Source organism: Paraburkholderia terrae (assembly GCF_002902925.1).
GTDB classification, from domain to species: Bacteria; Pseudomonadota; Gammaproteobacteria; order Burkholderiales; family Burkholderiaceae; genus Paraburkholderia; species Paraburkholderia terrae.
In genome coordinates, this window is sequence record NZ_CP026111.1 from 664,131 (window position 1) to 686,095 (window position 21,965).

Genomic DNA, 21,965 nt, shown 5'->3' on the forward strand with positions numbered 1-21,965 from the left:
CAGTACACAGGCCAGAAACGAAAAAACCCGGCAGAAGCCGGGTTTTCAAGGCTGCGGATCGAACGTCTCAGGCTGCGGACTGAATGTTCGATGCCTGTTTACCCTTCGGGCCTTGAACGACCTCGAAGCTAACCTTTTGGCCTTCCTTGAGGGTCTTGAAACCGTTCATCTGGATAGCCGAAAAGTGTGCAAACAGATCCTCACCGCCTTCGTCGGGCGTAATGAATCCGAAACCTTTCGCGTCGTTGAACCACTTGACCGTACCAGTTGCCATACCAACTTCCCCTGTAACTCAAAAGCTGCCACGAGCCCTCGAAAAGCTCAACGACCACGGATTGCAGTCGTCCCTCCTCACAAGCTCACCAACGGCATTTTTTCGTATAAACGGCTTGTTGAAAAAAGTGCCAGCTTGATTGTTGAGTCTCTTTATTCGAGTGTCAAGAAAATTTTGAGACGCCCATTTCTTCGTTGTAAAGAACCAATTTCCAGGGTTTTTCCCGCTTTTCTTATGTGCGGTGGCGCAAGCGGCGCGTCTTGAAAAGTCGCATAATCGACTCACATGCAGTTCAGCGGTGAGAGGCAGTTTGCGGGTTGGCGTGTCATCAGCTTGCTGGCCCGGGTTGTGCGATACTCGATCCGACTGCAGTCATCAAGCTGCAACACGGATATACCGGAGGGCCGCTACCGCATGCGGCCCGGCGCAGGGCGCACCCGCGAGAGGCCGCTCCACAGGGCCGGAGGGAACAGATGTCCGGCCAGCCGGTCGGGTTTTGACAGGATTGCGGGCCTGTCCGAGTTGTTTAGAATGGGTGTATGGCGATTATCCCGGACAAGCAGGACAACACCGTACTGGAGCGGCAGGATCAAAAGCTGAAACCGCCCGCCATGTTCAAGGTGGTGTTGTTGAATGACGATTTCACGCCGATGGAATTCGTCGTGATGGTCGTGCAGGAGTATTTCAATAAAGATCGTGAGACCGCAACGCAGATCATGTTGAAGGTCCATCGAGAGGGCAGGGGAGTTTGTGGGGTCTACACGCGGGACATCGCGTCGACCAAAGTCGAGCAAGTCGTTACCCACGCGCGGCAGGCAGGGCATCCGCTGCAGTGCGTGATGGAGGAAGCATGATTGCCCAGGAACTGGAAGTCAGCCTGCACATGGCGTTCATGGAAGCGCGCCAGGCGCGGCATGAGTTCATAACGGTCGAACATCTTTTGCTGGCGCTGTTGGACAACCCGACGGCGGCCGAAGTGCTGCGCGCGTGCGCGGCCAATATTGAAGACCTGCGTCAGAACCTGCGCAACTTCATTCACGACAATACGCCGACCGTTCCGGGCACCGACGACGTCGATACGCAGCCCACGCTGGGTTTCCAGCGTGTGATCCAGCGCGCGATCATGCACGTCCAGTCCACGTCGAACGGCAAGAAGGAAGTGACGGGCGCGAACGTGCTCGTGGCGATCTTCGGTGAGAAGGATTCGCACGCGGTGTATTACCTGCAGCAGCAGGGCGTGACGCGTCTGGACGTCGTCAATTTCATTTCGCATGGCATCGCGAAGACCAACAGCTCCGAAGCTGCGAAGTCGACCGACGCGAATGCGGAATCGGACGAAGCCGCCGCGCAAAAGGAAACGCCGCTTGCGCAATTCACGCAGAACCTGAACCAGATGGCGAAGGACGGCCGGATCGATCCGTTGATCGGACGCGAGCCGGAAGTCGAGCGCGTCGTTCAGGTGCTGTGCCGTCGGCGCAAGAACAATCCGCTGCTGGTCGGTGAGGCTGGCGTCGGCAAGACGGCGATCGCCGAAGGTCTCGCATGGCGCATCACGCGCGGCGAAGTGCCCGACATTCTGGTGGATGCGCAGGTCTATTCGCTGGACATGGGCGCGTTGCTCGCTGGCACCAAGTATCGCGGTGATTTCGAACAGCGCCTGAAGACGGTTCTGAAGGAACTGAAGGAACGTCCGAACGCGATCCTGTTCATCGACGAAATTCATACGCTGATCGGTGCGGGCGCCGCATCGGGCGGTACGCTGGACGCGTCGAATCTGCTGAAGCCGGCGCTGTCGTCGGGTACGCTCAAGTGCATCGGCGCGACCACCTTCACGGAATTCCGCGGCATCTTCGAAAAAGACGCGGCATTGTCGCGTCGTTTCCAGAAGATCGACGTGACCGAGCCGACCGTCGAGCAGACGGTGGCGATCCTGCGCGGCCTGAAGTCACGCTTCGAAGAGCATCACGGCGTGAAGTATTCGTCGGGTGCGCTGTCGGCGGCGGCTGAGTTGTCGGCGCGCTTCATCACGGATCGTCATTTGCCCGACAAGGCTATCGACGTGATCGACGAAGCGGGCGCGGCGCAACGCATCCTGCCGAAGTCGAAGCAGAAGAAGACGATTGGCAAGAGCGAGATCGAGGAAATCATTTCGAAGATCGCGCGCGTGCCACCGCAAAGCGTGTCGCAGGACGATCGCAGCAAGCTGCAGACGCTCGACCGCGATCTGAAGGCCGTCGTGTTCGGTCAGGATCCCGCTATCGATGCGCTGTCCGCTTCGATCAAGATGGCGCGCGCAGGTCTCGGCAAGACGGACAAGCCGATCGGCGCGTTCCTGTTCTCCGGCCCGACGGGCGTTGGCAAGACGGAAGTCGCACGGCAACTGGCGTTCACGCTGGGCATCGAGCTGATCCGTTTCGACATGTCGGAATACATGGAGCGTCACGCGGTGAGCCGTCTGATCGGCGCGCCGCCGGGATACGTCGGTTTCGACCAGGGCGGTCTGCTGACGGAAGCCGTGACGAAGAAGCCGCACTGCGTGCTGCTGCTCGACGAAATCGAGAAGGCGCATCCGGATATCTACAACGTGCTGCTGCAGGTGATGGACCACGGCACGCTGACGGATAACAACGGCCGCAAGGCGGACTTCCGCAACGTCATCATCATCATGACGACGAATGCGGGCGCCGAAGCGATGGGCAAGTCGGTGATCGGCTTTACGACGCGCCGCGAGTCGGGCGACGAAATGGCCGACATCAAGCGCATGTTCACGCCGGAGTTCCGCAACCGTCTGGATGCGACGATCAGCTTCCGCTCGCTCGATGAAGAAATCATCATGCGCGTGGTCGACAAGTTCCTGATGCAGCTGGAAGATCAACTGCACGAGAAGAAGGTCGACGCGCTCTTCACCGACGCGCTGCGCAAGCATCTCGCGAAGCACGGCTTCGATCCGCTGATGGGCGCGCGTCCGATGCAGCGTCTGATCCAGGACACGATCCGCCGCGCGCTGGCCGACGAACTGCTGTTCGGCAAGCTGATGAGCGGTGGTCGGGTGACGGTCGACGTCGATGCGGACGACAAGGTCGCGCTGACGTTCGACGAAAACTCGACACCGCCGCGCAATCCGAATCCGGAAGCGGTGGAAGTCGACTAAGCGTCGAACTGCCCGAAGCAATAAAGAACGGCGTGGGTTTCAAAACCCACGCCGTTTTTGTTTTGTTGCTCGCGCAACAGAAACTGAGCAACGCCTCAGTGTTTGCCGGTGCTGCCGAACCCGCCCTCACCACGATCGCTCGTCTCGAACTCATCGACGATGTTGAACGTTGCCTGCACGACGGGCACGATCACCAGTTGCGCGAGGCGTTCCATCGGATTCAGCGTGAACGTGGTCGTGCCGCGGTTCCACGTCGAGATCATCAACTGGCCCTGGTAGTCCGAGTCGATCAGGCCGACCAGGTTGCCGAGCACGATGCCGTGCTTGTGGCCCATGCCCGAGCGCGGCAGGATCAGCGCGGCATAGCCGGGATCGGCTACGTGGATCGCGAGGCCGGTCGGCACGAGCGCCGTTTGACCGGGTTCGAGCGTCAGCGGCGCATCGAGGCACGCGCGCAGGTCGAGGCCCGCGCTGCCCGGCGTGGCGTAGGCGGGAAGTTGTTCGCGCATGCGCGGGTCGAGAATCTTCAGGTCGAGTTTCATGCAGTTCGGAGAGAGGTTGAAGAAGTGGCGGCGCGCGTCATGGCGACGGACCGCCGTGATCGATTCATGACTTGCCGAGTTCAAACGCGTCGGCAAGCAGTTCATACGAGCGCAGCCGCGCGCGATAGCTGCCCGTGACCGACAGCACGATCAGTTCATCGGCGTCGAACTGTTCCTGCAGTGCGTGCATGCGTTCCGTGACGGACTCCGGCGTGCCGACGACGCTGCGCGGCTTCTCCCGGTCGATGATCAGCCGCTCGCGTTCGCCGTATTCCTGCGCGAGCCCTTGTGCGATGGAAGGGACCCGCTCGTTCAGTCCATAGGCCATCTGCACGCGGCGCAGATCGACGGCTTTTTCGAGGTCCGCGGCTTCCTGTTCCGTGTCTGCGCAGATCACGAACACAGCGGCTGCGAGATACGGCTTCTGCTCGTTGCCAGGCCTGAAGCGCTCGCGATACGCGTGCGCGACAGCATGCCCGAAATGCGCATTGATGAAATGCGCGAATGAAAAGCGGATGCCCAGTTGCGCGGCCAGCATGCCGCCGAAATCACTGGAGCCGAGCACCCACAGTTGCGGGCGAGTTTCCACTTGCGGCTGTAGCAGCACGCCGTGCGCGAGATGATCGGACGGCAGCGTGCCGCTCATCAGCGCGACGAGATCGGCGACCTGCTGCGGAAACAGTTCGCCGCGATTGTAGTCGCCCGCCGCGACCGCCTGCGCGGTGCGCATGTCGCCGCCCGGCGCGCGCCCGACGCCCAGATCGACGCGGTTCGGAAACAGCGCCTCGAGCATCAGGAATTGCTCGGCGACCTTGAACGGACTGTAGTACGGCAGCATGATGCCGCCCGAGCCGATGCGGATGCGTTTCGTCACGCTGCCGAGGCGGGCGAGCATCACTTCCGGGCAGGGGTTCGACACGCCGTACAGCCCGTGATGTTCGGCGCACCAGTAGCGCGTGTAGCCGAGGTCGTCGGCGAGTTGCGCGAGTTCGACCGTCGCGGCGATCGCGTCGGCCACGGTATGCCCGTCGATCACGGGTGTCTGGTCGAGGACGGAGAGCAGGGTCATGACAGCACCATGGCGTTAGCTGAAAGATTGCATTCGGGCGTGGCGGTTCACTGTGGCGAAGCGCGCGGTAAGCAGCGCGACGCGCTCAACCGATCACGCTCGCATCCGGCAGGCGCTTTGCGATTTCCGCAATAAGCGCGCGCGCGAGCGTCTGCTTGTCCGCGCGCGGAAGCTTTGTCGTGCCGGCGGCTTCGAACAGCACGACTTCGTTATCGTCGAGCCCGAACGTCTGCGGGCCGAGGTTGCCGATCAGCAGCGGCACTTTCTTGCGTTTGCGTTTCTCTTCGCCATGCACGTCGAGATCGCCGCTTTCCGCCGCGAAGCCGACGCAGAACGGCGGATGCGGCAGCTTCGCGACGGAAGCCAGAATGTCCGGATTCTCGACGAACGCGAACGACGGAATCGCGTGATCGGCTGTCTTCTTGATCTTGTGCTCGGCGACGTGATCGACGCGCCAGTCGGCGACGGCCGCCACGCCGATGAAGATGTCGTAGTCGGGCACCGCGCGCATCACGGCGTCGTGCATCTGCTGCGCCGTCTGCACGTCCTCGCGATAGACGCCCCACGGCGTCTCCAGACCGACCGGGCCTGCGACGAGATGCACCTCCGCGCCGGCTTGCTGCGCCGCGCGCGCGAGCGCGAAGCCCATCTTGCCGCTCGAACGGTTCGTGATGCCGCGCACGGGATCGAGCGGCTCGAAGGTCGGGCCTGCCGTTAGCAGCACGCGGCGGCCGGCCAGCACCTTCGGCGTGAAGAACGAGGCGATCGCCTCATAGACGGCTTCCGGCTCGAGCATGCGCCCGTCGCCGACTTCGCCGCACGCCTGCGCGCCCGAGTCCGGGCCGAGCAGTTCGATGCCGTCTGCGCGCAACTGCGCGACGTTGCGCTGCGTCGCCGGGTTCATCCACATCTGACGGTTCATGGCGGGCACGACCAGCAGCGGGCAATCACGCGCGATGCATAACGTGGACAGCAGGTCGTCGCACAGGCCGTGCGCGAGCTTGGCGAGGAAATCGGTGGAGGCGGGGGCGATCACGATCGCGTCGGCTTCGCGCGACAGATCGATATGCGGCATGTTGTTCGCGATGCGCGCGTCCCACTGGCTCGTGTAGACCGGGCGGCCGGACAGCGCCTGCATCGTGACGGGCGTGATGAACTGCGTCGCTGCTTCCGTCATCGCGATCTGGACGGTCGCGCCCGCCTTGACCAGCAGACGCGTGAGTTCAGCGATCTTGTAGCAGGCGATCCCGCCTGTCATGCCGAGGACGATGTGTTTTCCGGCGAGTTCTGTGGCCAACTGATGCCTCCGACAAGACGTGATGGCCGGCGCATCGGTGAAGCGCGCCGGCTTCGTACTGCAAGACTGCGTGAGCGGTGTATGCGGTGCATCACTGCGCCGCACACCGCCCGTTGTTATGTCAGCGCGCGCCGCGCACGCGCCGTAGTTCGTCGAATACCAGCAGCGCCGCGCCGATCGTGATCGCGCTGTCCGCGAGATTGAACGCCGGCCAGTGCCACGTGCCGACATGGAAATCGAGGAAGTCGATCACGTGTCCGTACACAAGGCGGTCGATCACGTTGCCGATCGCGCCGCCCATGATCAGCGCGAGCGCCGCGCAGAACAGCCGCTGCGTGCCGTGGCGCTTGAGCAGATAGCAGATCAGAAGCGCCGCCGCGACGCCGAGCGCCGTGAATGCCCAGCGCTGCCAGCCACCCGCCATCGCGAGAAAGCTGAACGCTGCGCCGCGGTTGTAGACGAGCACGAGGTTGAAGAACGGCGTGACGGCATGCGACGAGCCGTACGCGAACACCTTCGCCACCGCGATCTTCGTCAACTGGTCGAACAGGATCACGATCACCGCGACGCCCAGCCACGGTGCGAGCGATCCGCCCGCCGGTTTCGACAGCGTTCTGGACATTATGCCGCGCTCCTCGTTTCGCCGTTGCCGAACAGATTGCTGATGCAGCGGCCGCAGAGCGTGGGATGCTCGGCGTTTTCGCCGACTTCCTTGCGATAGTGCCAGCAGCGTTCGCACTTCAGATACTTCGAGGTGATCACGTCGACGCCTTCTTCCGCTTCGCTGTCGACCCTCACGACCGTCGCGCCCGACGTGATCAGCACGAACTTCAGGTCGGCGCCGAGGCTCGCGAGCGCGTCATGACGCGCGCCGCTCGCCCTGATTTCGACTTCCGCCTGCAACGACGAACCGATCTGGTTCGCGACGCGCGCTTCTTCCAGCGCCTTCGTCACGTCGCTGCGCACCGCGCGCAACAGCGTCCACTTGTCGAGCAGTGTGGATGCGTCGGGCACTTCCGGATACGCGTGGTACGTCTCCGTGAAGATCGTCTCGCTTTGCGGCTGGAACACCTTCCACGCTTCCTCGGCCGTGAACGACATGAACGGCGCCATCAGGCGCAGCAGGCCGTGCGCGATGTGATACAGCGCGGTCTGCGCCGAGCGGCGCGCGTTCGAATCGGGCGCCGTCGTGTACAGACGGTCCTTCAGCACGTCGAGGTAGAAGCCGCCCAGGTCTTCCGAGCAGAACGTCTGCAGCTTCGCGACGACCGGGTGGAACTCGTACTTGTCGTAGTTCGACAGGATGTCCGCTTGCAGGTTGGCCGTGAGCGCGACTGCATAACGGTCGATCTCCAGCCACTCGCTGACGGGGCGCGCGTTCTTCTCGAAGTCGAAGTCCGACAGGTTCGCGAGCAGGAAGCGCAGCGTGTTGCGGATGCGTCGATAGCTTTCCGTCACGCGCTTCAGGATTTCTTCGGAGATCGCGAGTTCGCCCGAATAATCGGTCGATGCGATCCACAGACGGATGATTTCCGCGCCCAGACGGTTCGCGACTTCATGCGGATCGATACCGTTGCCGAGCGACTTCGACATCTTGCGGCCTTCGCCGTCGACGGTGAAGCCGTGCGTGAGCAGCGCGTTGTACGGCGGACGGCCATCGAGCATCGACGCCGTCAGCAGCGACGAGTGGAACCAGCCGCGATGCTGATCCGAGCCTTCGAGGTACAGATCTGCCGGGAACTGCAGCTGGTCCTTGTGCGAGCCGCGCAGCACGTGCCAGTGCGTCGTGCCCGAATCGAACCACACGTCGAGCGTGTCGCGGTTCTTTTCGTACATGTTCGCGTCGTCGCCGATCAGCTCGCGCGGATCGAGCGTTTGCCAGGCTTCGATACCCGACACTTCGACGCGCTTCGCGACTTCTTCGAGCAGTTCGAGCGTGCGCGGATGCAGTTCGCCCGTTTCCTTGTGGACGAAGAATGCCATCGGCACGCCCCACTGACGCTGACGCGACAGCGTCCAGTCGGGACGGTTCGCGATCATCGCGAACAGGCGCTGCTTGCCCCACGACGGATAGAACGCCGTCGCCTCGATGCCTTCGAGCGCCGTTTCGCGCAACGTCTTGTCGGTGTCGTTCGGCTTGATGTCCATGCCGGCGAACCACTGCGACGTGGCGCGATAGATGATCGGCGTCTTGTGGCGCCAGCAGTGCATGTAGCTGTGCAGGTACTTTTCGGTGCGCAGCAGCGTGTCCGCTTCGTCGAGCGCTTCGACGATCTTCGGGTTCGCGTCCCAGATCGACAGGCCGCCGAACAGCGCGAGCGATTCGATATAGCGGCCATCGCCCATCACCGGGCTGATGATGTCCGAGTCGGCCATGCCGTGCGCCTTGCACGAAATAAAGTCTTCGACGCCGTACGCGGGCGACGAGTGTACGATGCCCGTGCCCGTTTCCGTCGTCACGTAATCGCCGAGATAGACGGGCGCCGTGCGCTTGTACGACGGATGCGCGGACGCGAGCGGATGCGTGAAGCGCAGGTTCGCGAGCTTCGCGCCCAGCGCCGTCGCGATGACCTTGCCTTCGACACCGTACGACTTCAGGCAGTCTTCGACGCGCTCCTCAGCGAGGATCAGCAGGCCGCGCGGCGTATCGACGAGCGCGTACACGATCTCCGGGTGTACGTTGAGCGCCTGGTTCGCGGGGATCGTCCACGGCGTGGTCGTCCAGATCACGATGCCGCCTTCGTTGCGCGGCAGCGACGCGAGGCCGAACGCCTGCGCAGTCTTTTCGGGCTCGGCGAACGTGAACAGCACGTCGATGGTCGGGTCGGTCTTGTCCTTGTACTCGACTTCCGCTTCCGCCAGCGCCGAGCCGCAGTCGAAGCACCAGTTCACCGGCTTCAGGCCGCGGAACACGTAGCCCTTTTCGATGATCTTCGCGAGTGCGCGGATTTCGCCCGCTTCGTTCGCGAAGTTCATCGTCTTGTACGGGTTGTCCCAGTCGCCGAGCACGCCCAGACGGCGGAAGCCCAACTTCTGCTTTTCGATCTGTTCGGTCGCGTAGGCGCGCGCCTTCTGCATCACTTCGGCGGCGGGCAGCGACTTGCCGAACTGCTTTTCGATCTGGATTTCGATCGGCATGCCGTGACAGTCCCAGCCGGGCACGTAGACAGCGTCGAAGCCCGCCATGTTGCGCGCCTTGACGATCATGTCCTTCAGGATCTTGTTCACCGCGTGGCCGAGGTGGATGTCGCCGTTCGCATACGGCGGGCCGTCGTGCAGGATGAACTTCTTGCGGCCCTTGGAGGCGGCGCGGATCTGCTCGTAGACCTTGCGCTCCTGCCAGTCCTTCACCCATTGCGGCTCGCGCTTGGGCAGATCGCCGCGCATCGGGAAGGGCGTGTCCAGCAGGTTGACGGGATATCGGGCCTGCGGTTTCGAATCGGCTTTCTTGTTGCTCATGGTGAGGTAGCGGTGAATACGGTGTTAGGGCGCGGCATGCGCGAGGACCTGAGTGGCGCCGTGTGGCGCCCTACGTCGCGCACGACGCGGGCCGTTGCACATGCTGCGTGCGGCGCCCGTCGATGCGCGGCGGACGGTACGTGGTTCGCGCAAGCGCTGCGCACGTACCGCGACGGTCATCTAATTCGATCGGTGGCCGACGTGGCGAAACCAGTGGAACGGCTGCCCGGCGCGTCGCCGATTGCCTCGAACCATGCGCGGGCGTTCGTGACGTCGCGCGCGATCGCGGCCGTCAGCGTTTCGAGATCGACGAACTTTTCTTCGTCGCGCAGCTTCTTCAGAAACTCGACGCGCACCAGCTTGCCGTACGCGTCGCCATGCCAGTCGAGCAGATGCACTTCGAGCAACACGCGGCCGGAATCGTCCACCGTGGGGCGCAAGCCGAGGCTCGCGACGCCCGGCAGCGGTTGGTCTGCGATGCCATGCACGCGCACGATGAAAATGCCCGACAGCGCGGGACGCTTGTGCGCGATAGGCAGATTCAGCGTGGGAAAACCGAGGTCGCGGCCGAGCTTCAGACCGTGTACGACGTGACCGCTGATCAGATAGTCGCGGCCGAGCGCGGCGCGTGCCGCGTCGAGGTCGCCCGCGATCAGCGACGTGCGCACGCCGGAACTCGAAATGCGCGCGCCGGACGGATCGGCGACGGTCGCCATCTGCTCGACTTCGAAGCCGTACTCTTCGCCCGCCGCCTTCAGCGACGCGAAATCGCCCGCACGCTTCGCGCCGTAGCGGAAGTCGTCGCCGATCATCACCCAACGCGCATGCAAGCCGTTGACGATGATCCGCTGGACGAACGTATCCGGCGACTGGCTCGCGAACGTGTGATTGAAATGCTCGACGACCACGCGGTCGACGCCGTTCATGCGCAGCGCTTCGAGCTTGTCGCGCAGCATCGCGATGCGCGGCGGCGCGCTGGCGGGATTGAAGAACTCGCGCGGATGCGGCTCGAAGGTCATCACGCAGACGGGCAGGCCGCGCGCGTCAGCGGCCGCGCGGACGCGGGCGAGCAACGCCTGATGCCCGCGGTGGACACCGTCGAAGTTGCCGATGGTCAGTGCGCACGGCGCACGGCTCTCGGCATTGGGAAGACCGCGGAAGACTCTCACGATAGAGGCGTAGGATTTGAGCGGGCCGGATGCCGCAAAACAATCGATTATAAACGCACAGGGCGCCACACGGCGCCGGCGCGCGGATCGGGGCCTGGCCGAATGATAAAATCCGCAAATGAAAAATCTCGTCATTCTGATTTCCGGACGGGGCAGCAACATGGAAGCCATCGTGCGCGCCTGCGCGAGCGAAGGCTGGCCGGCACGTATTGCCGCCGTGATTGCCAACCGTCCTGATGCCGCGGGGCTTGAATTCGCGGCGTCGCAAGGTATTGCCACAAAGGTCGTCGACCACCGCCAGTTTCCCGACCGCGAAAGCTTCGACGCCGCGCTCGCGCGTGAAATCGACGGCTTCGCGCCCGATCTCGTCGTGCTCGCCGGCTTCATGCGGGTGCTGACCGACGCATTCGTCGACCGTTACGCGGGTCGCATGATCAACGTGCATCCGTCGCTGCTGCCGAGCTTTCCGGGCCTCAAGACGCACCAGCAGGCGCTCGACGCCGGCGTGCGGCTGCACGGCGCCTCGGTGCATTTCGTCACGCCGACGCTCGATCACGGGCCGATCGTGCTGCAGTCGGCCGTGCCCGTGTTGGCTGGCGACGATGCCGCGACGCTCGCGGCGCGCGTGCTCGACACCGAACATGTTATTTATCCGCGCGCAGTGCGCTGGTTCGTCGAAGGGCGTATTGCCGTCGACGGCCTGCGCGTCACCGTGACGCCATCTGAGCCTCAATGGCTCTTCCTTGACACAACAAGCCAGAACACCGCCAGGGAGGGCGAATGAAACTGCATGGATTTCTGATTGGACAAACCGAGACACTACTCGCTGAAGTCCTCAAGTTCACCGGCCCCGCCGATGCCGCAACCAGCCGCTTTTTCCGCGCGCATCCGAAGCTCGGCCACGGCGAGCGCGGCGTGATCGCGGAAGCGGTATTCGCGGTGCTGCGTCGCCGGATGGAGTTTGCGCATTTGGCCGAAGGCGGCACGGGCAGTCCTGCCCGGCGCCTCACGCTGCTCGGACTGATGCAGACGGCGGGCCGCACGGCATTGAAGCCGTTCATGTCGGATGCCGAGAACGCGTGGCTCGAACACGTGGCGAAGATCGATCCGCAGAGCTTGCCGCTGCGCACCCGTCTGAATCTGCCCGACTGGATCTACCAGGCGCTCAGCAAGCGCTTCGAAGCCGAAGAACTCGCGCATCTGGCCGCCTCGTTGAACTACCCGGCGCCGCTCGACCTGCGCGCAAACCCGATCAAGGCGAGCCGCGACGAAGTGCTGTCGGCGCTGTCGAAGGCGGGCATCGAGGCGGGCGCGACGCCGTTCGCGCCGTTCGGCGTCCGCGTGGTCGGCAAGCCGCCGCTCACCAAGCTCGACGCGTTCCAGGACGGTTGGCTCGAAGTGCAGGACGAGGGCAGCCAGCTGCTGTGCTCGCTGGTCGCGCCCAAGCGCGGCGAGATGATCGTCGACTTTTGCGCGGGCGCGGGCGGCAAGACGCTGGCGCTCGGCGCGATGATGCGCTCGACGGGCCGTCTCTATGCCTTCGACATCTCCGACCGGCGCCTCGCGAAGCTCAAGCCGCGCCTCGCGCGCAGCGGGCTGTCGAACGTGAATCCGGTGTTGATCGACAGCGAACACGACGCGAAGATCAAGCGGCTGGCGGGCAAGATCGACCGCGTGCTGGTCGATGCGCCGTGCAGCGGCCTCGGCACGCTGCGTCGCAATCCCGATCTGAAATGGCGTCAGTCGCCGGAATCGATCGCCGAACTGACGCCGAAGCAGTTGTCCATCCTGACGAGCGCCGCGCGTCTCGTGAAGAAGGGCGGCCGCCTCGTCTACGCGACGTGCAGTATCCTCGATGCGGAAAACGAAGGCGTCGTGCAGCAGTTTCTCGCCGATCACCCGGATTTCGTGCTCGTGCCCGCGCGCGACGTGCTCGCTGAGCAGCGCATCGAACTGGAAATGGGCGATTACCTGTCGCTTTGGCCGCATCGTCATGCGACGGACGGCTTCTTCGCGGCCGTGCTGGAACGCCGCGGCTAAGGCCTGCCACGCGAACGGCCGGGCTTGACCGGTCTGGCCGGCGCGCGCTGTGTGAGCGCCGCGCCGGCCGCTGGAAACGCCAGCCGCTGGAAACAACATGCAAAACCATCTCTTCTTCCACATGCTGGGCGACGTCGTGCGCGACTTCGGCCAGCCCGTGATTCTTTGGCAGGTCGGCGTGCTGCTCGGCACGCTGGCGCTCGCGTATCTGCTCGCGCGACTTATGCGCCGCGCGCTCGATGCGAAGCGCGAAACGCGTTATGGCGCGCTGCGTTTCGGCGCCGAGGCGCTCAACCGCGCGCTCTTTCCGCTGCTGGGCGGCGTGCTCGTGTGGATCGCGCGGGCCATCGCCGGGCAGTTCATTCACACGTCGCTGCTCGACCTCGCGCTGGTGCCGCTGTTCGGCATCGGGCTGATCTACATCGTGTTCTATCTCGCGCGGCGCGTGTTCGGCCGCGATGACAGCGCGCATACGTGGCTGTCGCTGGTCGAAAAGGTCGTGTCGCTGATCGTCTGGATCGGTATGGTGCTGACCGTGATGGGTATCCAGAACGACGTGCTCAAGTGGATGGCGAGCGTGCAGTTCAGGATCGCCAACACGCATGTGACGCTGTTGTCGCTGCTGTCGGGGCTGCTGTGGGTCTGCGTGACGATGATCGTCGCGATGTGGCTCGGCGCGGCGCTCGAAGACCGGCTGATGCGCTCGGGCGCACTCGACGCGAACCTGAAAGTGGTGCTGTCGCGCGTCGGCCGGGCGCTGCTGATACTGGGGGCCGTCCTGATCAGCCTGTCGCTGGTGGGTATCGATATCACGGTGCTCGGCGTGTTCGGCGGCGCGCTCGGCGTGGGCCTTGGTTTCGGTCTGCAGAAGATCGCGAGCAACTACGTGTCGGGCTTCATCATCCTGATCGACCGGTCGCTGCGCATCGGCGACACGATCAACGTGAGCGGCCTGCAAGGCATGGTCACGCAGATCCGCACGCGCTATACGGTGGTGCGCGGGCTCGACGGGATCGAAACGCTGGTTCCGAACGAAAAGCTCATCACCGACGTCGTGCAGAACCAATCGTCATACCTGACGCGTGGCAACGCCAAGGCGACGCTCCAGATCTCGTATTCGACCGATGTCGAAAGGGCGATGGCGCTGCTTGTCGAGGCAACCCAGGGTGTCGACCGCGTGCTGCAGGATCCGGCGCCCACGCCTTATCTGGCGGGCTTCGGGCCTGACGGCATCAATCTCGAACTCGGCTACTGGATTCAGGACGCAGCGACGGGCACGTCCGCCGTGCGCTCGAACGTGAATCGCAACATCTGGCGGCTCTTTTCGGAGAACGGCATCGCGATCCCGTATGCGCAACGCGAAGTGCGCATCGTCGCCGGCTCCAGCGACATCATGTCGCAGGCTGTAACAATGACCGGGCCCGTCGCGAACGAATCGGGCAGTGCCGCCTGAAACGGGTCTTTGCGGGGGGCATCCAGCCGGATTTCGCCCCTTTTTCAGCGGCAACCGGTTGATGCAGCACAACAATTTCCTTATTTGTTACAGATACTTGGAACCGTTCGCGTAGAATATCGTCGTAAATAACTCGTTGCTTTCACTTTCTTGACATCCGCCGTTGTATCCTTCTGCGAATGTCTTCCGTTCCTAGGTAAATGGCCTTGTTGAATTCCTTGCTTGATTTCCTTGCCCACGGCGCACTGCGTTTCTCGTGGTGGCAAATCGTGTTGTGGACGCTCGCCGTCACGCACGTCACGATCATTGGCGTCACTGTCTATCTGCACCGCTGCCAGGCGCACCGTGCGCTGGATCTGCATCCCGTTGCGGCGCACTTCTTCCGCTTCTGGCTGTGGATGACCACGGGCATGCTCACGGGTCAGTGGGCTGCGATTCACCGCAAGCACCACGCGAAGTGCGAGACGGAAGAAGATCCGCACAGCCCGCAGACGCGCGGCATCTGGAAGGTGCTGCTCGAAGGTGCCGAACTGTATCGCACCGAAGCGAAGAACGAAGAAACGATGCGCAAGTTCAGCCACGGCACGCCGAATGATTGGATCGAGCGCAACGTCTACACGAAGTACCCGATCCTCGGCGTGAGCATCATGATGGTCGTCGACGTCGCGCTGTTCGGCATCGTCGGTCTGAGCGTGTGGGCCGTGCAGATGATCTGGATCCCGTTCTGGGCGGCGGGCGTCGTCAACGGTCTCGGACACTTCTGGGGTTATCGCAACTTCAACTCCTCAGATGCGAGCACGAACCTGATTCCGTGGGGCATCATCATCGGCGGCGAAGAGCTGCACAACAACCACCACACGTACGCGACGTCGGCGAAGCTGTCGAACAAGTGGTACGAGTTCGATATCGGCTGGATGTACATCCGTATCATGTCGGCGTTCCGTCTTGCCAAGGTGAAGAAGATTGCACCGACGCCGCGCCTGACCACGGGCAAGCTCGTGCTCGATCAGGACACGCTGCAAGCCGTGCTCGCGAACCGCTATGAAGTGATGGCGACGTACGCGAAGGCTATCAAGCGCGCTTACCGTCAGGAACTGGCGCATCTGAAGGAAGTGGGCGCGCGCGAAAAGTATCAAGTTATGCGCGGCGCGCGTGGCTGGTTCCACAAGGAAGAGGCGGGTCTGGACGAGCCGCAGCGTCGCCAGTTGCCGCAGATTTTCGCGAACAGCCAGAAATTGCGCACGTATATCGAATTGCGCAATGAACTGGCCGCAATGTGGGAGCGTTCGAACGCATCGCGCGAACAACTGCTGGTGCAATTGCAAGATTGGTGTCATCGCGCTGAACAAAGCGGCATCAAGGCCCTGCAGGAATTTGCGATGCGTCTGCGGCGCTACGCCTGATACGCGACGAAATCTATTAAACTTTCGTTACGTCACAAAACCCCGCGTTGGCGGGGTTTTTCTTTTTGGGCCGCCGAAATGGCAGTCGGCGGCGGAATCAGCAGGGCAGAGGAGATCATGAATCAGGCGATCAGGAGCGTCGAGTATGACCGTCCGCAGGGCGCGACCTGCGGTGTGGGGCAGGCTTGGGCGAAGGTGCCCGACGCACCGTCGACGCAGGAACGGCTCGCGCTGAAGGAGCGTATTCGCGGCTTGCTCAAGCGTGAAAAGGCGGTGCTCGTTGCGCACTACTACGTCGATCCGGAACTGCAGGAACTCGCGGATGAGACAGGCGGTTGCGTGGCCGATTCGCTTGAAATGGCGCGCTTCGGACGCGATCACGACGCGCAAACGCTGGTCGTTGCTGGCGTGCGATTCATGGGCGAAACCGCGAAGATTCTCAGCCCGAACAAGCGAATTCTGATGCCCGATCTGGACGCGACCTGTTCGCTCGATCTGGGCTGTCCTGTCGACGAATTTTCCGCTTTCTGCGATGCGCATCCGGACCGCACTGTCGTCGTCTACGCGAATACGAGTGCCGCGGTGAAGGCGCGAGCCGATTGGATGGTTACGTCGTCGATCGGGCTGGAAATCGTCGCGGATCTTCACGCTCGCGGCGAAAAGATCATCTGGGCGCCGGACCGTCATCTGGGCAGCTATATCCAGAAGAAGACGGGCGCCGACATGCTGCTGTGGCAAGGCTCGTGTCTCGTTCACGACGAATTCAAGGGCGTCGAACTCGATCTGCTGCGCGCCGAATATCCGGACGCGAAAGTGCTGGTGCATCCTGAGTCGCCGGAAAGCGTGGTTGCGCAGGCAGATGTGGTTGGCTCGACGACGCAACTGATCGACGCCGCGAAGAACAACAACGCGACGCACTTCATTGTCGCGACGGACCTCGGCATCCTGCACAAGATGCGGCTCGCGGCGCCTGGCAAGACCTTCATCGAAGCGCCCACGGCCGGCAACAGCGCGACGTGCAAGAGCTGCGCGCATTGTCCGTGGATGGCAATGAACGGCTTGCGCAATCTCGCGGATGTGCTGGAGCGCGGCCACAACGAAATTTTCGTCGACCCGTCGCTCGGCGAGCGCGCGCGTTTGCCGATCGACCGGATGCTCGATTTCGCTGCGCGTCACAAGAAGCGCGTGCAGGCGAGCGGCGATCTCGCGCGCGATACGGCGCTGTTCTCTAACGTTGGAGCCGCTTGATGGGCGCGAATGACCAACTGGAGCCGAGGGACGCGGTATCGCCACTCTTTGCGGAAATCGAGGCGCAGTACGGCGAAGCGTTTGCTGCGGCGATCGCGCGCAATGTCAGCGATGCGCTTGAGGAAGACGTCGGCAGCGGCGATCTCACTGGCCTGCTCGTTCCCGCTGACGAAATGCGCGATGCGCGCATCATCGTGCGTGAGGCGGCGGTGCTGTGCGGCGTGCCATGGTTCAACGAAGTGATGCGCCGCGTCGATCCACGCATCGACGTGCAATGGCGTTATCGCGAGGGCGACAGCATGGCGGCGGATTCCGTGGTGTGTACGCTGCGGGGCCCGGCGCGCTCGCTGCTGACAGCTGAACGCAACGGCCTCAACTTTCTGCAGATGCTGTCCGGCGTGGCGAGCGCGACGCGCAAGTTCGCCGATGCGATCGCGCATACCCGTGCACGCGTGCTCGATACGCGCAAGACGCTGCCCGGCCTGCGTCTCGCGCAGAAGTACGCGGTGCGCGTGGGCGGCGGCGCAAACCAGCGTCTCGCGCTCTACGACGGCATCCTGATCAAGGAGAATCACATCGCGGCGGCGGGCGGCGTCGGCGCGGCGATGCAGGCGGCGCTCGCACTGAATGCGGGTGTGTCGATCCAGATCGAAGTCGAAACGCTCGAACAGCTGGAATCCGCGCTCGCGCATGGCGCGCAGTCGATTCTGCTCGACAACTTCTCGTTCGACATGATGCGCGACGCCGTGCGGATCACGGCAGGGCGCGCGGTGCTCGAGGTGTCCGGTGGCGTGAACTTCGATACGATCCGGCAGATTGCCGAGACGGGCGTCGATCGCGTGTCAGTCGGTTCATTGACCAAGGACGTGCGGGCGACGGACTTCTCAATGCGCATCGTTTGATACGCCGCGGTTAAATGATTCAAGCAAAAGGCCATCGCCAGTCAGACTGGCGATGGCCTTTTTTCATGCGCGTCGCGCGACGGCTACACGTTGCGGTTCGGCACGCGCTCCGGCGAAAGCACGGTGGGCAGCGCCTTGGGCAGCGGGTTCGGCCAGTCACGGCTGTAGTGCAGTCCGCGGCTCTCGCGCCGCGAACGCGCGCCTTCGACGATCAGCGACGCCACATCGACCAGATTGCGCAGTTCGAGCAAATCGCGGCTCACCTTGAAGTTCGCGTAGTACTCATGGATTTCGTCGCGCAACAACGTCAGCCGGTGTTTCGCGCGCGCTAGCCGCTTGTCCGTCCGCACGATGCCGACGTAATTCCACATCAGGCGGCGCAGTTCGTCCCAGTTGTGCGCGACGACCACTTCCTCGTCGGGATCGGACACGCGGCTCTCGTCCCAATCGGGCAGCGGCGCATGCACGGCCGCGCCGAAACCTTCTTCTTCGATCGCTTGCGCGGCCGAGCGGCCGATCACGAGGCACTCCAGCAGCGAATTGCTCGCGAGCCGGTTCGCGCCATGCAGGCCGGTACACGACGTTTCACCGACAGCGTAAAGCCCGGCCAGATCCGTGCGCCCGGCGAGATCCGTGACGACGCCGCCGCACGTGTAGTGCGCCGCGGGCACGACGGGAATCGGCTCTTTCGTGATGTCGATGCCGAACTCGAGGCAGCGCGCAAGAATGGTCGGGAAGTGTTCGCGCAGGAATTCCGGCGGTTGATGGCTGATGTCGAGATACACGCAGTCGATACCGCGCTTCTTGATCTCGAAGTCGATCGCGCGTGCAACGATATCGCGCGGCGCCAGTTCGGCGCGTTCGTCGTGAGCCGGCATGAAGCGCGTACCGTCGGGCAGCTTAAGAATGCCACCTTCTCCTCTCACAGCCTCTGAGATCAGGAAGGACTTGGCGTAAGGGTGAAACAGACACGTTGGGTGAAACTGGATGAACTCCATGTTCGACACGCGACAACCGGCCCGCCAGGCCATTGCGATGCCGTCGCCCGTCGCGGTGTCGGGGTTGGTCGTGTACAGGTAGACCTTGCCCGCGCCGCCCGTGGCGAGCACGGTATGCGGCGCCTCGATGGTGACGGTGCGGCCGCTTGCGAGATCGAGCGCGTACAGGCCGTGACAGCGGCGTCCCGGCAGGCCGAGACGGTCCGAGGTGATCAGGTCGATCGCGTAGTGGTCTTCGAGCAGCGTGATGTTCGGGTGCTGCCGCACGCGCTCGCTCAGCGTCGCGACGACGGCGTGGCCCGTCGCATCGGCGGCGTGGATGATGCGCCGATGGCTGTGGCCGCCTTCGCGCGTCAGGTGGAAGCCGAGCTCCGCGGCATCGTCTTTGGTGAATGGCACGCCCTGGTCGATCAGCCACTGGATCGCCTCGCGGCCATGCTCGACGATAAAGCGCGTCGCCGCTTCGTCGCACAAGCCGCCGCCGGCGATCAACGTGTCGTCGACGTGGTTCTCGACGCTATCGGCCGAATCGAGCACGGCGGCGATGCCGCCTTGCGCCCAGTCGCTGGCGCCATCCGTCAGCGAACGCTTGGCGATCACGGCGACGCGCCGCGTCTGCGCGAGATTCAGCGCGACACTCAAACCGGCCAGTCCGCTGCCGACAATCGCTACATCGAAATTCATCTCCTCTCTCTCCGTCGTATTGCGCGGCCGGTGCGGCATGCGCCGCCTAGACCGTTCGATTGGGAAACCGAACAGCATACGCGTTGAAACCGTCGAGGAAAAGCTGACCGAACGGCGTAGGCTATTGCGCGCCGGAAGAGGGGAGGATTGCGAACAGGGCTACCGCGAAGCCGGTAGCCGGAAAACAAAAAGCCCCGCATGGTGCGGGGCTTTTTCGACAGGAAGAAGACCTGATTACTTGATCTTCGTTTCCTTGTACGCCACATGCTTGCGGACGACGGGATCGAACTTCATGATCTCCATCTTTTCCGGCATGTTGCGCTTGTTCTTCGTGGTCGTGTAGAAGTGACCCGTACCAGCGGTCGATTCCAGCTTGATCTTGTCGCGTGCGCCCTTGGCCATGATTTACTCCTTAGGCTTCGCCACGTGCGCGCAGATCTGCGAGCACGGTGTCGATACCGTTCTTGTCGATCAGGCGCAGGCCGGCGTTCGAGACGCGGAGGCGCACCCAACGGTTTTCGCTTTCAACCCAGAAACGGCGGTTCTGCAGATTCGGAAGAAAACGACGCTTGGTCTTGTTGTTCGCGTGGGAAACGTTGTTGCCGCTCATCGGCGCTTTCCCAGTTACTTGGCATACGCGTGCCATGAGAGCACTCCTAATACGCTAATTCTGAGTTCGGAACGCCGTGAAGTTTCCCGGGAAAACATAAGAACCAAGCCGTAGCCGACTTAATCTCTCGCTTTCCGGAAAGGCCTTGAGGCTTCGGAACAGGGGTTGGAAAGAGGCAAACCGAAATTCTAGCAGAAAAAAAGCCGAAATATCAAACCTTATTTGCGACGGACTGGGCAGCCGCGCAACGCCGTCCGCGCCTTTTCCGCTGTGCGCTCATTGCGCTGCAGCTCATGGCCAGCCCGCGCGGGCGAAAGAAAACGTCTCGTTCGCGCCGATCACCAGATGGTCGATCAGTTGCACGTCGATCAGAGCGAGGGTGTCGCGCAGCACGCGCGTGAGTTGGCGGTCGCTGGCGCTCGGCTTGACGGCGCCGGACGGGTGATTATGCGCGACGATCAGGCTTGCCGCATTGACCGACAGCGTGCGCCGAACGATCTCGCGCGGGTATACGGCCATGCGCGTGAGCGAGCCGCGCGAGTTTTCTTCCGAACGGATCAGCCGGTGCCGCGTGTCGAGAAAGAGGCAGATGAACACCTCGTAGGGCCGCGAGCCGATCAACAGCCGCAAATAGTCCTCGACGGCTTCGGGCGAGTCGATCAGCGGACGCTCACGCATCTTTTCCGCGAGCGCGCGCCGCGCCATCTCCATGATCGCCAGCAATTGTGCGCGCTTGGCCGGGCCTACGCCGCGCACGCCGTCGAGGTCTTCGGGCGTCGCGTCGAGCATCGCGCGCAACGAGCCGAAGCGCTCCAGCAGCGAGCGCGCGACGTCGAAGACATTGTGGCCAGGTAGCCCGGAGCCGAGCACAAGCGCGACCAGTTCGGTTTCGGAGAGCGCCGCCGGTCCAGCCTCGAGCAGCCGCTCGCGCGGCATGTCGCGCGTCGGCCACGCGGGCTGCGGACGGCGTATCGGAGGCTTTTCTGCCGCAGAGCGCGGCATGACTAATGTGTCGTTCATGGCAATGTCCTTCGAATTTCGGATGGTGCGGCGACGACGCGCCGCGCAGCAACGTTCCAGCCGGCTCGGGATATGTGGCTTACAATAGATCCTTTGCGCACGGCGCCCCCGGCATGGCCCGGGCACGCTATGCGCGCGACCCGCGCCGCTGCGTTTGTGCGCCGCGCGCCACGACCGAACGAGTACCGCATGAGCATCATCGACATCTCCGAAGTGAAACCCGGTTCGCACGTCACACTTCACTACCGGCTTTCGCTTGCCGATGGCGCCGAGATCGTCAGCACCTTTAACGACAAACCCGCTACGCTGCTGCTGGGCGCGGGCCAGTTGGCGCCGCCGCTGGAAGACATTCTGCTGGGATTGAAGGTGGGCCACCATTCGACCTTTCAGCTAGAGCCGGGTCAGGGATTCGGCCCGCGCAACCCGGAGCTGATCCAGCGCGTGTCGCTGGCCACGCTGCGCGAAAACGCGATGATCGGCGAGGATTTTTCTCCCGGCGATCTCGTCGAATTCAATGCGCCGGGCGGCGGTCGCTATGCGGGAGTGCTGAAGGAAGTGGGTGAAACTTCGGCTCTCTTCGATTTCAACCATCCGCTCGCCGGCCAGGCGCTGACGTTCGAAGTCAAAATCATCGGGATCCTGTAAA

General features: G+C 63.1%; 20 protein-coding genes. 9 read left to right on the forward strand and 11 right to left on the reverse strand.

What is annotated here, in order from left to right:
* Positions 1–67 precede the first annotated feature (67 nt).
* A complete protein-coding gene (gene cspD, locus C2L65_RS02970; protein WP_007586257.1) occupies positions 68–274 on the reverse strand; it encodes a cold shock domain-containing protein CspD in 207 nt (68 codons plus the stop codon).
* Positions 275–813: 539 nt separating this feature from the next.
* On the opposite strand from cspD, the gene clpS reads away from it, so the two are divergent.
* Positions 814–1,128, forward strand: coding sequence for an ATP-dependent Clp protease adapter ClpS (gene clpS, locus C2L65_RS02975; RefSeq protein ID WP_007586255.1), 315 nt, complete (start codon positions 814–816; stop codon positions 1,126–1,128).
* A complete protein-coding gene (gene clpA, locus C2L65_RS02980) occupies positions 1,125–3,425 on the forward strand; it encodes an ATP-dependent Clp protease ATP-binding subunit ClpA (RefSeq protein ID WP_042310436.1) in 2,301 nt (766 codons plus the stop codon). The genes clpS and clpA overlap by 4 nt, the downstream gene beginning before the upstream one ends.
* A gap of 95 nt (positions 3,426–3,520) precedes the next feature.
* On the opposite strand, the gene dut is transcribed toward clpA, so the two are convergent.
* The 6 genes from dut to C2L65_RS03010 all read right to left on the reverse strand — a co-directional run bounded on the left by dut (position 3,521) and on the right by C2L65_RS03010 (position 10,961).
* Positions 3,521–3,967 carry a dUTP diphosphatase gene (gene dut, locus C2L65_RS02985; protein ID WP_035986177.1) on the reverse strand — a complete coding sequence of 149 codons (447 nt, stop codon included), beginning with the start codon at positions 3,965–3,967 and terminating at the stop codon, positions 3,521–3,523.
* A 64-nt stretch (positions 3,968–4,031) separates the two neighbouring features.
* On the reverse strand, positions 4,032–5,036 hold the full coding sequence (locus C2L65_RS02990; RefSeq protein ID WP_042310440.1) for an LLM class flavin-dependent oxidoreductase: 1,005 nt from the start codon (positions 5,034–5,036) through the stop codon (positions 4,032–4,034).
* Positions 5,037–5,121: 85 nt separating this feature from the next.
* Positions 5,122–6,294, reverse strand: coding sequence for a bifunctional phosphopantothenoylcysteine decarboxylase/phosphopantothenate--cysteine ligase CoaBC (gene coaBC / locus C2L65_RS02995; RefSeq protein WP_233446494.1), 1,173 nt, complete (start codon positions 6,292–6,294; stop codon positions 5,122–5,124).
* 160 nt (positions 6,295–6,454) lie between these two features.
* Complete coding sequence (gene lspA / locus C2L65_RS03000; RefSeq protein ID WP_007586246.1) at positions 6,455–6,955, reverse strand: signal peptidase II; 501 nt, start codon at positions 6,953–6,955, stop codon at positions 6,455–6,457.
* A complete protein-coding gene (ileS, locus tag C2L65_RS03005; RefSeq protein ID WP_042310444.1) occupies positions 6,955–9,792 on the reverse strand; it encodes an isoleucine--tRNA ligase in 2,838 nt (945 codons plus the stop codon). The genes lspA and ileS overlap by 1 nt, the downstream gene beginning before the upstream one ends.
* 176 nt (positions 9,793–9,968) lie before the next feature.
* The gene (locus C2L65_RS03010; protein ID WP_042310446.1) at positions 9,969–10,961 is read right to left on the reverse strand and encodes a bifunctional riboflavin kinase/FAD synthetase; all 993 of its coding nucleotides are present in this window, start codon (positions 10,959–10,961) and stop codon (positions 9,969–9,971) included.
* A gap of 118 nt (positions 10,962–11,079) precedes the next feature.
* Here C2L65_RS03010 and purN point away from each other — a divergent pair, with 118 nt between their 5' ends.
* The 6 genes from purN to nadC all read left to right on the forward strand — a co-directional run bounded on the left by purN (position 11,080) and on the right by nadC (position 18,007).
* Positions 11,080–11,745 carry a phosphoribosylglycinamide formyltransferase gene (purN, locus tag C2L65_RS03015; protein ID WP_042310448.1) on the forward strand — a complete coding sequence of 222 codons (666 nt, stop codon included), beginning with the start codon at positions 11,080–11,082 and terminating at the stop codon, positions 11,743–11,745.
* Positions 11,742–13,001: an RsmB/NOP family class I SAM-dependent RNA methyltransferase gene (locus tag C2L65_RS03020; RefSeq protein WP_042310450.1), complete on the forward strand. Its 1,260-nt coding sequence runs from the start codon at positions 11,742–11,744 to the stop codon at positions 12,999–13,001. The genes purN and C2L65_RS03020 overlap by 4 nt, the downstream gene beginning before the upstream one ends.
* A 97-nt stretch (positions 13,002–13,098) precedes the next feature.
* Positions 13,099–14,454 carry a mechanosensitive ion channel family protein gene (locus C2L65_RS03025; RefSeq protein WP_042310453.1) on the forward strand — a complete coding sequence of 452 codons (1,356 nt, stop codon included), beginning with the start codon at positions 13,099–13,101 and terminating at the stop codon, positions 14,452–14,454.
* 206 nt (positions 14,455–14,660) lie between these two features.
* Positions 14,661–15,857, forward strand: coding sequence for a DesA family fatty acid desaturase (locus tag C2L65_RS03030; protein ID WP_042310548.1), 1,197 nt, complete (start codon positions 14,661–14,663; stop codon positions 15,855–15,857).
* Positions 15,858–15,974: 117 nt separating this feature from the next.
* On the forward strand, positions 15,975–17,105 hold the full coding sequence (gene nadA / locus C2L65_RS03035) for a quinolinate synthase NadA (protein ID WP_042310454.1): 1,131 nt from the start codon (positions 15,975–15,977) through the stop codon (positions 17,103–17,105).
* On the forward strand, positions 17,105–18,007 hold the full coding sequence (nadC, locus tag C2L65_RS03040) for a carboxylating nicotinate-nucleotide diphosphorylase (RefSeq protein WP_042310458.1): 903 nt from the start codon (positions 17,105–17,107) through the stop codon (positions 18,005–18,007). Before nadA ends, nadC begins: the two co-directional genes overlap by 1 nt.
* 83 nt (positions 18,008–18,090) lie before the next feature.
* Here nadC and nadB read toward each other — a convergent pair whose 3' ends face one another.
* The 4 genes from nadB to radC all read right to left on the reverse strand — a co-directional run bounded on the left by nadB (position 18,091) and on the right by radC (position 21,301).
* On the reverse strand, positions 18,091–19,689 hold the full coding sequence (nadB, locus tag C2L65_RS03045; RefSeq protein WP_042310550.1) for an L-aspartate oxidase: 1,599 nt from the start codon (positions 19,687–19,689) through the stop codon (positions 18,091–18,093).
* A gap of 234 nt (positions 19,690–19,923) precedes the next feature.
* The gene (gene rpmG / locus C2L65_RS03050) at positions 19,924–20,091 is read right to left on the reverse strand and encodes a 50S ribosomal protein L33 (protein WP_007586229.1); all 168 of its coding nucleotides are present in this window, start codon (positions 20,089–20,091) and stop codon (positions 19,924–19,926) included.
* 10 nt (positions 20,092–20,101) lie between these two features.
* The gene (rpmB, locus tag C2L65_RS03055) at positions 20,102–20,335 is read right to left on the reverse strand and encodes a 50S ribosomal protein L28 (RefSeq protein ID WP_007586227.1); all 234 of its coding nucleotides are present in this window, start codon (positions 20,333–20,335) and stop codon (positions 20,102–20,104) included.
* Positions 20,336–20,590: 255 nt separating this feature from the next.
* Positions 20,591–21,301 (reverse strand): RadC family protein, encoded by a 711-nt coding sequence (gene radC / locus C2L65_RS03060; RefSeq protein ID WP_233446495.1) that lies wholly within the window; start codon positions 21,299–21,301, stop codon positions 20,591–20,593.
* Positions 21,302–21,508: 207 nt separating this feature from the next.
* Between radC and C2L65_RS03065 the strand changes: the two genes are divergently transcribed.
* Entirely contained in the window at positions 21,509–21,964 is a 456-nt protein-coding gene (locus C2L65_RS03065) for an FKBP-type peptidyl-prolyl cis-trans isomerase (RefSeq protein ID WP_035987541.1), read from the forward strand.
* Position 21,965 lies beyond the last annotated feature (1 nt).